13 protein-coding genes are annotated in these 15,202 nt (G+C 47.3%); 9 read left to right on the forward strand and 4 right to left on the reverse strand.

Annotated elements, in window-relative coordinates:
- Positions 1 to 565: 565 nt before the first annotated feature.
- Complete coding sequence (locus tag VHE34_RS10565) at positions 566 to 1,375, reverse strand: hypothetical protein (RefSeq protein ID WP_325587546.1); 810 nt, start codon at positions 1,373 to 1,375, stop codon at positions 566 to 568.
- A gap of 287 nt (positions 1,376 to 1,662) precedes the next feature.
- Here VHE34_RS10565 and VHE34_RS10570 point away from each other — a divergent pair, with 287 nt between their 5' ends.
- From VHE34_RS10570 to VHE34_RS10590, 5 genes are all read left to right on the forward strand, one after another.
- Complete coding sequence (locus tag VHE34_RS10570) at positions 1,663 to 1,995, forward strand: hypothetical protein (RefSeq protein ID WP_325587548.1); 333 nt, start codon at positions 1,663 to 1,665, stop codon at positions 1,993 to 1,995.
- Positions 1,996 to 2,485: 490 nt separating this feature from the next.
- Entirely contained in the window at positions 2,486 to 2,752 is a 267-nt protein-coding gene (locus VHE34_RS10575; protein ID WP_325587550.1) for a DUF433 domain-containing protein, read from the forward strand.
- The gene (locus VHE34_RS10580; protein WP_325587552.1) at positions 2,749 to 3,102 is read left to right on the forward strand and encodes a DUF5615 family PIN-like protein; all 354 of its coding nucleotides are present in this window, start codon (positions 2,749 to 2,751) and stop codon (positions 3,100 to 3,102) included. Before VHE34_RS10575 ends, VHE34_RS10580 begins: the two co-directional genes overlap by 4 nt.
- 65 nt (positions 3,103 to 3,167) lie before the next feature.
- Positions 3,168 to 4,160 carry a DUF4062 domain-containing protein gene (locus VHE34_RS10585; RefSeq protein ID WP_325587554.1) on the forward strand — a complete coding sequence of 331 codons (993 nt, stop codon included), beginning with the start codon at positions 3,168 to 3,170 and terminating at the stop codon, positions 4,158 to 4,160.
- A gap of 315 nt (positions 4,161 to 4,475) precedes the next feature.
- Positions 4,476 to 6,002 carry a site-specific integrase gene (locus VHE34_RS10590; protein WP_325587556.1) on the forward strand — a complete coding sequence of 509 codons (1,527 nt, stop codon included), beginning with the start codon at positions 4,476 to 4,478 and terminating at the stop codon, positions 6,000 to 6,002.
- A gap of 35 nt (positions 6,003 to 6,037) precedes the next feature.
- Here VHE34_RS10590 and VHE34_RS10595 read toward each other — a convergent pair whose 3' ends face one another.
- Entirely contained in the window at positions 6,038 to 6,304 is a 267-nt protein-coding gene (locus VHE34_RS10595; RefSeq protein ID WP_325587558.1) for a helix-turn-helix domain-containing protein, read from the reverse strand.
- A gap of 458 nt (positions 6,305 to 6,762) precedes the next feature.
- Entirely contained in the window at positions 6,763 to 7,248 is a 486-nt protein-coding gene (locus VHE34_RS10600; RefSeq protein ID WP_325587560.1) for an SMI1/KNR4 family protein, read from the reverse strand.
- 544 nt (positions 7,249 to 7,792) lie between these two features.
- Between VHE34_RS10600 and VHE34_RS10605 the strand changes: the two genes are divergently transcribed.
- Positions 7,793 to 8,053, forward strand: a complete 261-nt coding sequence (locus tag VHE34_RS10605; RefSeq protein WP_325587562.1) for a permease prefix domain 2-containing transporter — start codon at positions 7,793 to 7,795, stop codon at positions 8,051 to 8,053.
- A 210-nt stretch (positions 8,054 to 8,263) separates the two neighbouring features.
- Positions 8,264 to 9,655 (forward strand): hypothetical protein, encoded by a 1,392-nt coding sequence (locus VHE34_RS10610; RefSeq protein ID WP_325587564.1) that lies wholly within the window; start codon positions 8,264 to 8,266, stop codon positions 9,653 to 9,655.
- Positions 9,656 to 10,766: 1,111 nt separating this feature from the next.
- On the opposite strand, the gene VHE34_RS10615 is transcribed toward VHE34_RS10610, so the two are convergent.
- Positions 10,767 to 11,234, reverse strand: coding sequence for a hypothetical protein (locus tag VHE34_RS10615; RefSeq protein ID WP_325587566.1), 468 nt, complete (start codon positions 11,232 to 11,234; stop codon positions 10,767 to 10,769).
- Between the two features lie 318 nt (positions 11,235 to 11,552).
- On the opposite strand from VHE34_RS10615, the gene VHE34_RS10620 reads away from it, so the two are divergent.
- The gene (locus VHE34_RS10620; RefSeq protein ID WP_325587568.1) at positions 11,553 to 13,403 is read left to right on the forward strand and encodes a hypothetical protein; all 1,851 of its coding nucleotides are present in this window, start codon (positions 11,553 to 11,555) and stop codon (positions 13,401 to 13,403) included.
- A gap of 1,304 nt (positions 13,404 to 14,707) precedes the next feature.
- Positions 14,708 to 15,202 (forward strand): helix-turn-helix domain-containing protein (locus tag VHE34_RS10625; RefSeq protein ID WP_325587570.1); only part of this gene is annotated, 495 nt, incomplete at its 3' end.

Below are 15,202 nucleotides of genomic sequence, written 5' to 3' on the forward strand. Positions count from 1 at the left end.
CCGTGGTTGGAATTCGCAATGGAGGCGAGCCGCCTCAAAAAGGTAAGGATAGATTCAGCCTGTTCCAGGGTGACCTCCATCCCATGTTCTTGCAAAATTGACCGGGCTCGTTCCGGTGTAATTTTTTGCGTAGGATTCTCCGTACCGGAAGATCCCGCTTCATTGTAACCCACTCCCACTTGTCCCATACTCACGCTTCTGATCCCAAATCTACGCAGGATATGAATAGGGTACCTATACAGTATACGGTGTAGTCTAACTCGTCCAGTCTTTACTATCGGCCTTGTCTGTGCGCCGAACCCTTGCTAACGCTACCCTCGGGCGACTGCAAGATGGTTCAATGTGTCACGTCTTACGATGGGCCGCGAAACGGAGAGGTCCAATTAAGCCGCATCAAAAATAAGGAAATCGAACCAACCTGCCGCCGTGCAACTTGCGCTCCGACAAACACGGCTAGATGTACTGTTGTAACACATAGCCAAAAATTTTTAACGATCGCAGCTGTTCACTTCGACCATAAGAATAGCAGAAAAATAGGTCTCACTTCGGCGCCCGTCGGCAACAACTACGCCAGGCCGGTGCAGATCTCGCAAGCGAGATTTGCACCGCCGGAGGCCGCTGGCGCGGGCCTGTCATAGTTCTTGCGCTCCGGCCGCCTCCGTTCGGGCAGCTCCCATGTCTGCGGCTTCGCCGCATCCACCCGCTGCCACATTTCGTCCGCCACCTGCCTGTGCCCGGCAGCTGTCGCTAATGATTTGGCCTCCGCCGGGGCTCCGGCCCAACGACCAGGGCCGACCGCGGGTTGCTGCGCGCCGCCCTCCTGCGTCGGGCTACCCCGCGCAGCACTGCCGGGCACGTGGCGGCGGTGGCGGTCCTGTCTCGTCCGCTCGTCGTTCCTTCTCGCTCCCGTCCCAGGCTCGCCTCTACCCTTCGGCCGATGATCGTAACGGATACCTATGCTGCCGCCGGCGATCGACGGTAGGCCTTTTCCCAACGATCGTTCGCCGTTGCCACCCCCGCGGGGACAGGATGCAAGTGGCTTTGTAGGGCATCCTGTCCCCACCGGGGGCCTGGTTATCGGAGAGAGGCGCAGGAGAGCTACCGCAGTCCCCTCGCACTCTCGCTCCCCTCCCTGCCTGCGCAGCCTTCGCCCACTCAGGCTGCTACGGCGCGGGGTCGGTCCGCTGGTGCGGGGCCCGCAGCAGCCCTCCTCCGCGCCTCTTGCATTTGTGAAGGCCACCCGTGCAATCCTCGACCCCGTACCCGCACATTGACTCCGCTGCGCTCCGCCAATGTTCCTCGCTCCGCTCGTGCGGGCACAGGGCCGACCATTGCACCACCCACGCGGCAATCCCAGCCTTTGCTTCGACGCCATTCCTGGACGGCGAAAGGACTGAAATCCTAGACTGTAATTTCTGTGACTTCGAACCAATTGGCCTTGATTGAAAATTAAACCGCAAAGTTCGGCTCCTGGCCGGCCTCGCCAAACAACTTCGGCATAAAACGGTGCAATGCAAATCCTCGTCATCGGAGTCCGCTTCAGCAGCAACAATCGGTCATCCGCATCACCCGCAGCATTTATTCCGATCCTATTTGGCATTCGTCCGCCCATCCGCCGGGTCCCTCCGGTTTAAATTTTCAATCACCTTAAATCAAAAAAGTATGAGAAATAGGATGTTCCTGAAAGAGCAAAGAGAATTGGTCAACAACCTTTGCGTAAAGACCTATTTGGAGATTTTAGGGTATTACGGCATCACCGTTGCCCCCCGCGGCCTGGCGATCTTTGCCTCGCCCTTCGATGAGGTAGGCCGACTGTACGTAGATAAGCATATCAACCGGTTTCGGCTTAGTCACGGCAAGCTCACTGGGGGCACCTTGGACTTGGCCTGCGCATTGTTCAAAGAGACCCCGAACCATATCGTGAGGAACATTACCCTCTACCGCATCGACTTGTTGTGGAGCAAATGTGGTTCCCGGTCGGGCGCAATTTGGTAGAACGGTCCCTCCTTCGTACTCATAGAAATTAGGTAATTAGCACTCTTTGGGAGTGCTTTCATATCTTAGGCAGCAATGCCAATACGAATATATTTAGGCCAATTTCCCAAAATAATTACCCAGTTACTAATAATATAATCATTTGATTTACAATATCATTGAGTTGATTGTTAATAACTTGTGACTATGTATATCATTTTTTTATAAAGAAAATAGTAGTTTCCGCGTAGTCATGCTATAAAATCTTCAATTATGAGTACAGGTTCAACATGTCAAGTCTCAGGACTTTACAAGTGCTCAAAGCACCCACATCATGAAATCACCATGGTTAAGGGAAAAGAGTTCCCGCCTTGTTCAAAAGACGGTGGCCATTCGACTACTTGGATTTTGGTCCAGGCTACCCCCCATTGATTTCGAGATGCTTTCATGACAATGCCTGGAATCCGATCTGGGCATTGTCATTTCCTATTCACAATTCAAACAATAATTTATGAGCTTTTCATATCTTTATCCGACAATTGACCAAATGAATGCCGGGCACTATATCGAAATCAACCCCAAAATAATGATGGGCAAACCTATCATCAAGGGAACCCGCATCACTGTAGAGCAGATACTCGAGAACCTTGCAGAAAGCAACTCTATCGATGATGTTCTCATAGCTCATCCTCACCTTACAAAAGATCAAATTCACGCAGCTCTAGCCTTTGCCGCTCAGTCGCTTAGGGGTGACGAGATTTATCCCATTGCTATATGAATTTCCTGGCCGACGAGGGAGTTGATAAGCCAATAGTGGATCTATTGCGCTCCTCCGGCTTTGACGTTCACTACATTCTTGAAACTCATCCAGGAAGTTTTGATGAGGAAGTCCTGCGCATTGCCAACGAAGAAAATAGGATACTACTCACCCAGGATAAAGATTTCGGGGAATTGGTGTACCGCCTGATGCAAGTTCACCAAGGTGTAGTTTTGATCCGGCTGGGGACTACCCCGGCTCCTGAAAAGGCCCGGATAGTCAATTACGTACTTTTGGAATTTGGAAACAAACTCGCGAGGGCGTTTACCGTTATCCAAGCAACGGCAGTTCGAATTAGGCATCAAGAATAAGATCGGGAGCATGTCAATAATTTAAGTAGATATAATAGAATAACGCAGTTATACAACCGTTGTCCATGGAAAAGAAATACCAAATTTTCGTGTCCTCAACTTATGAGGATCTTAAAGAAGAAAGAGATTTAGTGATTAAAGCCATCTTAGAAATGGGACATATTCCCGTTGGTATGGAAATGTTCAGTGCAGGTGATGAGGAACAATGGAAATTAATACAAAAGCAAATCATTGATTCGGACTATTACGTTGTAATTGTTGCGTTTAGATACGGTTCAATGGATGGGGATATTGGCTATACAGAAAAGGAATACGACTATGCGTCATCGAATGGAATTCCAACCATCGGGTTTCTCATTAATGACGGGGTTCAATGGTCGTCGTCAAAGATCGATAAGGAACAGGACAAAGTATTGAAACTAAACGATTTCAAGAATAAGATAAAGAAAAAATTAATTAGCTTTTGGGACAGCAAGTCAGATTTGTATGGCAAGGTCTCAATTGCTTTGATGAAACAGTTCAATACAAATCCAAGGACAGGGTGGGTTCGATCAAACGAATTTGCTGGGCCTGAAATCTTAAATGAAATAGCTAGGCTGAGCAAAGAAAACGCAGAATTGAGAAAAAGTCTTGAAGCGATAAATAAGAAGAGCAAAAGCGAGGAAATTGAGGAAATACGTGGTGTTCTAAAAACTTTAAGGAATAATAAGAGACCGATAAGTCTTTACTATAAAAATGGTACGGGGTGGGAAGTGGGCCCAGAAGCCACCTTGCTCGGTTTGTTTAAGTTGTTAGCTCCTGAGTTAATGGTTGAAAAGTCGGTCAAGGATGCTTCTAGTTATATTGGCCTTAATATCAATCCATCTCCCGATAAAACATTGAGATCGGATTGGCCGATTCCGTCTAATTCCGTCAATGAAATCTTTGCTGACCTAGCCTTGCTAGATTTGGTGGAACCATCAAAGAGAAGACATAAAATAGACGATAAAAATCACTATTGGCATTTAACAGAGTGGGGATCCCAAGTTTTCAAAACGTTCCGAAAGGAGCATCTGTAAGATACCGTTTCCCCCCTCAAAGCCGTGTTCATCTGCACTACTGCAATTTCTTTAAATCATTGAAAATTTGGTTCGGATTAAGTACCACCTCGTTCACGATAAGCACACTACGGTGTGCTTTTTGTTTTTAAGTATCTCTCAGATTCAACGACTTGTGTTAAATCTCGTTTCAATTGGATACAAAATAACGCAACGCATGCCTGTACCTATTCCTGTACCCAATGCCTAAGTTACCTTTACAGGTACAGGAATCGTCGGAAAGCCTCGTCTGATAAGGGTTTGCAAAGATGATTTTTCATCAAAAAAAGCATTGAAATGAGCAAATCCATCTCGATCCTGGCGTATTTGAAACGCCAAAAGAAAGACGCCAAAGGTTTCGTTCCCCTTTACATCCGGGTAACCATCGATGGCGACGTCGACGAATTCTCTTTATCCCGGAAGATCCTTCCGGAGGAATGGAGCCAGCCAAAACAGAAATGTATCGCCAAATCCCAGGCGGCATTGCTGATCAACGCCAGGATCACCAAGATCAAAGGCGACTTGACAGCGCTATTCGACCGGATCCCAATTAGCGAACCCGTGAAGACCAAACAGCTCATAAAGCTTTATCATGGTTCCGATTCCGAAAAGGAACAGCAGCTGAAGAAAGATCGTCATTACCACAAGCAAGTTCTCACCCTAATCGACCAATACCTGGGCCTAAAGAACAAAGAAAAAAAGGCCCACAAAATGACGGTCGCAGCCCCACTCTCTAATCGAATGGCGGAGGAATTTGACGGCCTCATCCAATCGATCGAAGACTTTCTCCAGCAGTCTCGGGTCTGGATGGACGACCCGGTTGTCGACAAGACCCTGATGGACGCACAGTATACCTTCCTGTTGAAATTCCTTTATAAGGTGCTGAAGGGAACGGCCTCCCATGAGACGTTCCGCAAATGGGTCAGCACCAAGAACACTTTCCAGGGCTTCCTGCAATACCGGTACAAGGTCGACGACCAACCACTGAAAGGCATACCCCTCAAATTCGCCGTCGATTTGCAGGAATACCTGACTCTGACCAATTCCATCGGCAACAATGCCGCCATGAAGTATATTAAGAATTTAAAGCAGGTGATCGACGACGCCGTAGTGCAAGGCTGGCTTGCGCAAAATCCGTTGGAATCGTTTAAATGCACCTACATCGATCCCGAACGCCAGGCATTGACCTTAGACGAGGTTGTCCGGGTTATCGGGCACGAATTTAAGAACGCTAGATTAAGTGAAGTCCGGGATGTATTTATATTCTGCTGCTTTACCGGCTTCGCCTACCAGGAAGTCTACAATCTCCGGCCAAAGGATCTGACTATCGGGATCGACAAGAAAAACTGGATCAACACCAACCGCAACAAGACCAAAAATCCGGAATTCCTACCCCTCCTGCCCATTGCGGAAGACTTGATCCTAAAATACCGCTCACACCCTTATTGTGTCAAATATAAAAAATTGCTGCCAGTGAACAGTAACCAACGGTTCAACGAATATTTGGAGGAAACAGGCGCCAGTTGTAAGATCGACCTCGATCTGACCACACACACGGCCAGGCATACCTTTGCGACAACCATTGCCATCGAGCACGACATCCCACTCAAGATCGTCAGCGTCATGTTAGGTCACCGTACCCAACGTACTACCGAGATTTACGCCCGCGCCAGCAAGCCCGCCATCAGTCGTCACATGAGCGCCCTACAAGAAAAGCTTTTTGGTAAAGGCCGGCAGCTCCAGGTAAATGAACAAGGATATAGCATCGATCTCAATCTGCCTGACAGAAACAAAACTAAGAAAGTCCGCGTAGCCACTAAGTAGTACACAAAAAATGGGCCTCCATCGGGCCCATTTCTTTATCTCTTTTCAACGTTCATCTCCACCAGCTTTTGGACGTCCTCATATTTGTAAAGGAATGTGCCCCCAACCCTCGAAAAAGGCAAGATGCCCTTTGCCCGCAGGCGGTGTAGTGTTCCGGCCGAAATCTTCAGCAACTTCCGTACTTCATAACTCTTCAACCAAGGTTGCGGCGGATCTGGCCGCTTTAACATTCTCGCCAAATCGTTCAGCAATACGAGCCGAAACTCGCTCAAATCTTCCTTCGTCACAAAATCTACCCTCATGTGCTCAAATTATAAAAGTCATCTTTCTAGAACAATAGAGGCATAAATGCCTTTATCAATTTCCTTTGATGAACTTTTAGAAGTCCGAAATAATAATAGATTTGGCAAACAATTTTAGTGAAAAAGGGTATCTTTTCGTATGATTTCTGATGACGATTGGCGGCTGACCGGCCAGGAGGCCTATCTTACGAACGCTATATTATATTTCCAGCGATGGGCGACACTTGACCCCACATGGGATCACGATCATTGTGAATTCTGCTTTGCGGAATTTTCTGATCGCTATCCGAATTGCTTAACGGAGGGATATACGACATCCAATTTGTACCGATGGATATGTGCAGAGTGTTTTGCCGATTTTAAAGAACAATTTGGGTGGACTCTTGGGCAGAGGTAGCTAAGGGCAAAGCCGTAAATTGACCTCGACTACCAATTACTTAAACGTTACGCATCCAAAATCACGCCCTGGCTTTACCAAAGAATTCGGACAGCGAATTCGCTATTTTGACCATTCCCATTGCTTCAATCTCTGTTCCGATATCACTAACATCATGGTAAACCTGATAGACAGAAGGGTTATCTCCTTCTGCCACTTTCATGAAATATGAATCTCCGCCACCGGTGGGATCAATCGCCAGGAATGCATAGCCTAGTTCCGTTATAGCCAGCCCTGGGTAGCACTCCACCGACTCAGAGTAAATATCCTTTACTGTAGCTATTTTAATGCGACAATAACCATCGTCATCCCCTTTTGCCTCATACAACGGATAGTTCAGAGACAAACCAGCTAAGGGGTATGCAGACATTATCTCGACGTACCACTCCGGCAAAGGAACTGTCAACTTTGACTGTAGTTCATTAATATCGGCAGAACTTACTGTTTTGCCTGTGTGGTTGGCGTTTGCCAAGCAATCTTCAATGGCGTGTCTAACGGATGGGTGCATTATGTATGATATAGGAATTGCAAAATATGGAACAGGACTTGTTCGAAAAATTAATTGTTAGCGAAAATATTCGTCTACTCTCTTGCAAAGCCGGAATACGACGGATACAAGTTTCGAACTGCTCATCTAAACGAGGTCATCGCCACTATATTCAGTCTGAACGCGGCTTTCCGAAAAGAAAAGAGCGAACAAAATGGAGCTTTTTTCATCTTGTCCGCTAAGGCGAGCCTCGGCATACAATTTTCGAACTATTTCATGTTGGACCTCAAACGATTAGCAAGTCTTTAGAAAATCCCTCATTATCTCTCCGTTGAAATGATGTATTTTACATACATTTAGTGAATTAATGGCATTGTTTGTGAAAGGAACGCACCTGGACTATCGCCTACCCGCGTGGGTAAGCACAAGCGCCCTTATACCCTCACCACAGCCGGAAGGGCATCGCTGTTACGGACAAAATAACTCCGCGATACGCTGCTGCAAAAGATCCCGAATCTCGCCTTAAGCCGCATCTGACGAACGAAAAAGTGCCATATCCGCCAAAATGGCCGCCCTATTTCTCGCCTGGTACTGCCGTCCCGAACTACTGGAAGACTTGCAGGATGATCCCAACGAGCACTTCCTCCGTAACCTCATGAAACGGGGAGCATCCGCCGCCCGGCTGATCTATATCATCGGCGTCATGAAATTTATCCGGTCATATATCATTCGAAAACCTTCTTTTAGCAATTCCTTCTTAAACGGAAATGTCTCCATGAAGAAACAGCTGCTTTTGCCCTGCGTCGTCTGGGTCGGCATAAGTTGACGACAGGCCTCAGCCTCCTCGGCCCTAACTTCGGTATCCTCGCCCGTCAGCACAAGCAATCTCATTTCTCTCCAGCTACCACCTGATGGATACTGGGCACCGATATCTACTTACCTGGATTCTCAGGCAAAGTATACTACTGGATTTCTACTGGGTCGATTACACTCAATTCATTAACTTAGCCCAACCCTAAAAATGTCTCCTATCCTTATGCCATTCCGCAAACTATCCGATTTCGAGCAAGACCCCCGTGGCAACCCTGTCCCTCCATTGGACAACAAAAGCGGAACTTCCCCGGGCTTCGCCGTAGCCGACAAGACTTTCAGCTTCGCCACGGCGACGACAGCTATCCTGACCAGTGGGATAGTCCTCCTACCCCTTGTCCTTCGAATTCCGCTTGATCTAAAGCTTAGCGATGCCGATTTGCAGGGTTTAAGCCAGATCACCTCCTCCCTCGGAGCCTTCATGATCGCCATCCCTCTCTTCCTCAAAGACCTCCACCGGGGATCCAACTTCTGGCGACAGTTCTTTCTCATCGCCACGACCTACGTTCTTGCAACAGGTGCTGGGGTATTTGCCTTTCTCCGGAATGCCCAGCCAGAAGAAAACATTACCGGCTCCGCCTTGCTCGCCTTTATCTTTGTCGCCTCCATTGCTCTCAATGCTGCCGGAACCTACACGACTTACAAGTCCAATCGCCCGATCCGCTTGTTCCTTTCTATGGAACTTAGCTTCGCCACCTCTCTTATCCTCCTAATTGTTTCCTCGTGGCTCGCCAGAGGCGACCGGTTCACGATCGTCTTCCTGTTGCTTTCCCTCTATGGCTTCTATTTGACCCTCGTCCTTATCACTACACTTCTCATTCAAATATTTCGCAACAGCCTGACCGTGCAAGACGCCGTACAGCCGCCCTTAAGCTCTGAAGACCGATTGCGTACCGCCATCGCTGAACTTGCCAACGAAAATATCGATCACGCCCTCCTTGAACCCCAACTTCTCAGACTCCTTAAGACGACGAAGTTCCCGGATAACCCGTCCATCGTCAGCGATACGATGGTCAGTCTTCTCGTATCCCGTATGGACGCGGACACCGATCCAAATCACCCCCTCATCACTATCTTCAGTTCCGATAAGATCATTCCCCGCTGGAAAAATGAAATGGAATCGGCCGTCAACAACAGCGGACCTACCCTTATCGCCCTCCCTTATCACAGCAACGTCGACATTGTCGAATACCGTTTCAAGTATCTGATCGATGATTACGAAGACACCACTAAGCATTATCAAAAGCAAATAATTACCATCATTTCTGAATCTACCGGTTTCTCAATGGAGTTGCTCTCGCACAACATATCGTGGGCGGACAAATACTTCCTCGCCAAGTTTATGCATGTTGAAACTAACAATTCTTATCGGCGGGAAGCAAATATTATACTCTTCCTCGATCAACGTTCGGCCGAGTGGTTCACGACAACCTTTCACCGACGTCCGGATAACCACGAATTTTCCATGCCTGAATGGCGCACCCTACTCAGGTATATTCCTCCCAGCAAAATATTCATTGCTGAGGATCTGCGCGATTTCCTACCCCTCAACCGATAAAGTCCTCGTCGCCAATCCCATAAAAACCGTAACTTACCCTTACCACCGTCTTAAACCGCATCCGAAAATAACGAGATCACGACCATGCAAACCCTTTTGCATCGAAAGACTGCAGCCGGTCCTCCCCTGCTTTAGCCGGGAACAATGTGATGTCTTCTCGCAATACTGCATTGTAGCCCTGGAAAACAATGGCCACACCTCAGGCTGCCAACCGTACTTGCTGTATCATCCTGTCTCTTACTCGCACCCTATTCCCTTTCATCCGATCATTCTCCGGCTTATACCGGACATAGCCAAACCGGTCCAGTTCCTTCATCGCCGATGCCCCATCCCTGCCCAACCTTCGCGACAGGCATAAGCGTCCACGCGCAAACCAGCACTACATCCTCGACACGCTCCCTCGCCAACAACAACACCGCCAGATAAAGACTCACGTGGACCGGCCCCTTCGCTAACGCTCAAGCGCCATCGGTGATCTGCCGTCTTGGGGGCTTAAGCCAAAGCGAAACCGACCGGCCGTCCTCCGGTCTATTTTCTTTTCCCGCTCCGGAAGCTGCGAGCAAGTTCGCCTTCCTCTACGGTAAAAAGAATACCGCCGAAAGGCGGTTTTCTTTTGGCTAAGGAGGCCCCTAACATACAATTTTCGAACTATTTCATGTTAGATCTCAAACGATTGGCAAGCCTGACAAAGACTGCATCACCGAAAATCACCCCCTCGGAATAGCAATACCGGCTCGGATAGATTGTTTCCAGGGTCCTTCTGAAAATCGTGAAGTCTTCCCGCAGTGCTGTAGGGGAGTATTGTTTTGGACAAACAATCATCAGGACAAAGCCTGATCGCAAGAATCAGTGGATCAGAGTGATAGAACGGCGGTTGTTTTTGCCTTCACGGAGGCTAAGGATGACCCGCGCGACACGGCAAAGTACTGACAAGCAATGTCATCCCAGATCTCGCGCGTAATGAGTTGGTAATGAAAGAAAGGCGGGTGCTTTTTATTGAAAAAGAAAGAAGGAACCGCGCGGTTCCCCTTCAGGTGGAGGTGAGGGGGATTCAATCGAACTCTTCAGGCCTCTTTTAGCACTGATTCAGAATCTAATACATTAAATTTTCTCAGATTGCTGTCAGGTCAAAGGATATCCCACCTCTCGCTTCAAGGTCAAAAGACTGTGCGCTTGAATATACAGGCTTCCTTCTAACGAATAGGCTAAAGTCGACCGAGGTGAACGAAATAGTACCCTGTTGGGTATCCATAAACCAATCAAACTCCATCTGCTTCTCTATATATTCAGCGTTGCTGGGCTTTTTAGGATTTTTGCGGGTGAGGCAATCAATCTCGAGCCCTGGAGTCGACATATCCAGATCAAAATTTACATCGTAACAATTCTCGAAAATCAACGTACATGGCGCGATCCAAAACTTATATTTTTTTCCGACCAATACCCACTCAAATATATAGTCGATATCAAATAACAATTTAAAGTCACTTTTAAATGAAATCGCGTGAATAACGCAATCATGCCAAGCCATTTCTTCAAAATCATCCGCTGTCCATATTTCCCTGGGTAATTGATAGTTCATGGCCGAAAATTAGCCCATTTTTGTGAAGAGGCTATAAGACTTCTGATTTAGCATCGTTGTTTCGGCGGTTGGACGCCGGTAATCAACGGCCACTACAACCGCGTTGTATTAGATCCATCTATTTTACCCATCGTTCCGTATACAAAGCCTATCGCAGGTTTTGGAAACGGTCTGCTACCCATAATACCAATTTATTTAGTACTTCAAGTTCGAGAAGCCGTTCAAAAAAAGGTGTTTTTACCCTACCAGCATGCCCATAAAACGTTTAAATTCGCCGTAACTCAGTACTTTGCCTTCATCAGTTAACCCTTATCATCCGTGATTCCGTCGAACATCATCCAGGCCGATATTTTAAAAGCCATAGAGAAAATTCTACAAGACGATTATCCCGACAATCGGGAGGCAGACGACTACGAAATGGTGTATGATCGTCGTGCCTATCCACCAAAAGTGGTCGTATCATATTCAAATCTGTTCGCGAACGGCAGTGAACTGGCCGCGAGCGAATTCAACGCCAGAGAGGCCCGACGGTTTCTGATGGCAAAGGGATTCCCCATCCGCTCGACGCTCGAAAAAAACCCGGATCATTTCTTCACCGAGGAAGAGTTGGATTTTTTCCAACAATTCGCCGATCAGCCTTACGATGCTAGCGACCCTGTTATGCGGAATGCAGGAAACTTTATTAGAAGCATACATGACAAGACCAAGCGGTGGGCAAATTTGATTGCCAATCGTCTATCATATGCTGTTTCAGGAAGAGCGCAATGGAATGATAGAGGTAAAAGAGGTCATTCGAATCAGCGTATCCGACACTATACCTGGTATAAATTACACGACCCATCGAACTCTCAGGAATTGGTCTACTATACTGTAGGCATCTCAGGAGGTGATAAAACCATGTTGATCAAAATTGACTGTCAACGAAGCGGCACCAATGCGCTACAGCCCCAGCAAGTCGAACTTTGCGACACTTTTTTGAAGGAGCGAAAGATCAAACCATTCCCCTTTATCGCCAGCGAACTTTCATCCATGAATTGGGAAACATTGGTAGAAAGGTCAACGAAGTATATTAGCCAAACGTTGTCTGCATTCCAAACGCTAGTTGCAATCATTGCTACTACCCCTAAGGAAATGTGTGCCCGGATCTGTTGGAATACGGAAGGCTGGGTAAAACCATCTGGACGAGCAGGAAAATCGCGGACATCAAAGCAAAGTGCTGAACACATTCAGGAACGCGACAATGGCTTTGGACCGGAAGAGTGGCTATTCGATCTGGATAAGCTAATTCACGGCTATCACTACGCCAGAATCGAGCCGTTGAATAGTGCTCATCATATCGGAAAGCCTTATAATATAACGCTTTTCAGCAATAATTCGATTGAGTCGAATTGGTATTGGATAGGGAAGATAGTGGATGTACAAGTCATCACGAAAGAAGAATCGCAAGCAACTAGCGACGCATACAGGAAGAATGGATGGTTGCAAGAGCAACTGGATCAACTCAGTGCCTTAGACGGCGTCAACGCCGCCTCCTACGAGAAACTGGCCGACGACCAGCGGTTTAACCTTAAGTTCCGACCTGAAAATGTGACCTTATTTGAAATTCTTCCTTTTCAGACAGGTGAAAAGGTTCCATCGACACACTACAACCTAGCCAATAAAGTCAAAAACCCTCAATTATTCGAGCCCGCCATAATGCGCGGTATCATGCTGAACCCAAGGAAAGGTCGTAAATCAAAGAGCATTCTTATAAAAAGGCACTCAGAAAATTATAAAGAATTAAGGAACATCCATGGCGACATTCAGGATAATCTTGCCGTAGCTCTGCGGGATAATTTTCCCAATATAGAATTCTTCCCTGAAGCTATCAAAGTCGGTGTAAATTCGAGAGTGGATATGGTTGGGCAAAAGCCGGACGGTTCCTTTATCTTTTTCGAAGTCAAATCCTATCCTGCCGTCCTTCAGTCAATTCGGGTAGCTGTCGGACAGTTGCTCGAATATTCCCTGTATCCTGATCAGCACCTAGCCTCCGAATTTTATATTGTAACCCATCTACCGGCGACGTCACTGGACCTTTCGTTTCTGCATCACTTGAGTAGCTGTATCCGGATGAAATTCGGGTATATCCATTTCAACCTGGATACGAAATATTGTACGCTTAGCGAATAAGCCCTGCCAGATTGCTAGAAGAATAATGAGCCTGAGGGACTCTTGTAGCCGTATTATTGCTTGTATGCTTTTTATCAAATAGATTGATCAATCAATGGCAATATTGCCGGCATCAAGTTTTGAGATTTAAAAAGTATTCTTAAGTCGACCGAGTGCACATGGGGCGTTTCCTAAATAGACACACGATATCGTTTGCTGATGCTTAAATTGCAATCGATATGAGTCGATAATTTTCGCTTTCTTAGGGACTTCCGCGAGAATTGAATTTGCCGCTAAAAAGATGATAGATTTATCTCAGCTAGGAAATCACACAAAAAAACCTTATATTAAGAAAAATGGTGTTTGAAAAATATACCTAACTTGAATTTCCAGCCCTGGATAGGTTCCAAGTATGAGATTACGGGTTTGAGCTTATTCGGAGAGTCCCATTATGTCGGACCAAATTTCCGATGTGGCAAAGGGTCCGACTCTGACAGTCAGAACTTTACCCGCGACATTGTTGGCCAGGACTATTTAGACGACAATTCGTTAAAGAGCCCCTTCTACAGAAACATTGGGTACTTATTCAACGAGAAGGACCCATACCAGATATGGCACAGTGTGGCGTTTGCCAATCTGATTCAGCATGGTCTTTTGAATGCCACCAGTCAGCCAAGGCCAGAGGATATAGCCACCGTAGCTCCAGCATTCAAAAGCCTATTGGACGGGCTCAAGCCCAAAAAAGTGATTGTCTTCTCAATGAGGATGTGGTACAAATGGATTCCCGAGGACAATGCCCGTCATGTTCACCCTCTCGAACGAAACGGAAAGAAAGCGAATGTATGGCAGTATGAGTATAGTGGAGGAAACTGCTTGGCTATAGGAGTAAGGCATCCATCCCGCATGTATGGCTATTCATCACCGCAATGGTGGCCGCTCGTTGAAACTTTTCTTTCCCTCTAATAATAAATAAAAGATTTCCTCAGTACCTAGGTTGTACGTACCGGATGAATGTTACCCCGTCATTCCGGAGCAACCTTTCCCCCCTGTTCCGGACCATGCTTTCCCCCTTGTTATAGGGCAACAGTGAGCCGTTGATGCCGATTTTCGATTTGGATATCGAGTCATTCCGGCACATGTTTACCCCCCTCTTTGGCCAGGGCGATGTCATTCCGGCGTATGCTTACCCCTCCCCGGTAGCTGCCGGAAGACTGCCATTCCGGCGCATGGTTACCCCCTCACGGTCTGCATAGAGCGAGATAGTTGCTGCTTTTTCGTGTCATTTGCCCCTTCAATTATGGGATATGGCAGCAAAAGCAACAGCAATGGAACCAGTAAAACAGATCTTACGTCTTCATCAGGATGGCTTCTCCATCAAGGCCATCGTCCGGCTGACAGGTATCAGCCGGCCTACCGTAAAAAAATACCTGCGGCGCATCCACCAGGCGGGTCAGGAGAACCTGGCGCCCACTACCGGCAATGAACCTTCCTTATCAGCAACCGTCTACAATGTAGACACAGTGCCGTCTGCATCCCCTCGCCACCAGGCGCTGCTGGATCATTTTAGCTATGCAGAAACCGAACTCACCAAACCGGGAGCCACCAAACAGTTGTTGTGGCTGGAATACAAGGATCTGCACCCGGATGGTTATGGCTACAGTCAGTACTGCTATCACTTCAGCCAGTGGCTGCGGCATAAAGAGGTCGTTATGCATCTCGAACACAAGGCGGCAGAGACGATCATGATCGACTTTGCCGGCAAGAAGCTGCGTTATACGGACCTTGCCAGTGGAGAGGTGGTGGAATGCCAGGTCTTTATC

It is taken from the genome of Puia sp., from assembly GCF_035546395.1.
Taxonomy (GTDB): Bacteria; Bacteroidota; Bacteroidia; order Chitinophagales; family Chitinophagaceae; genus Puia.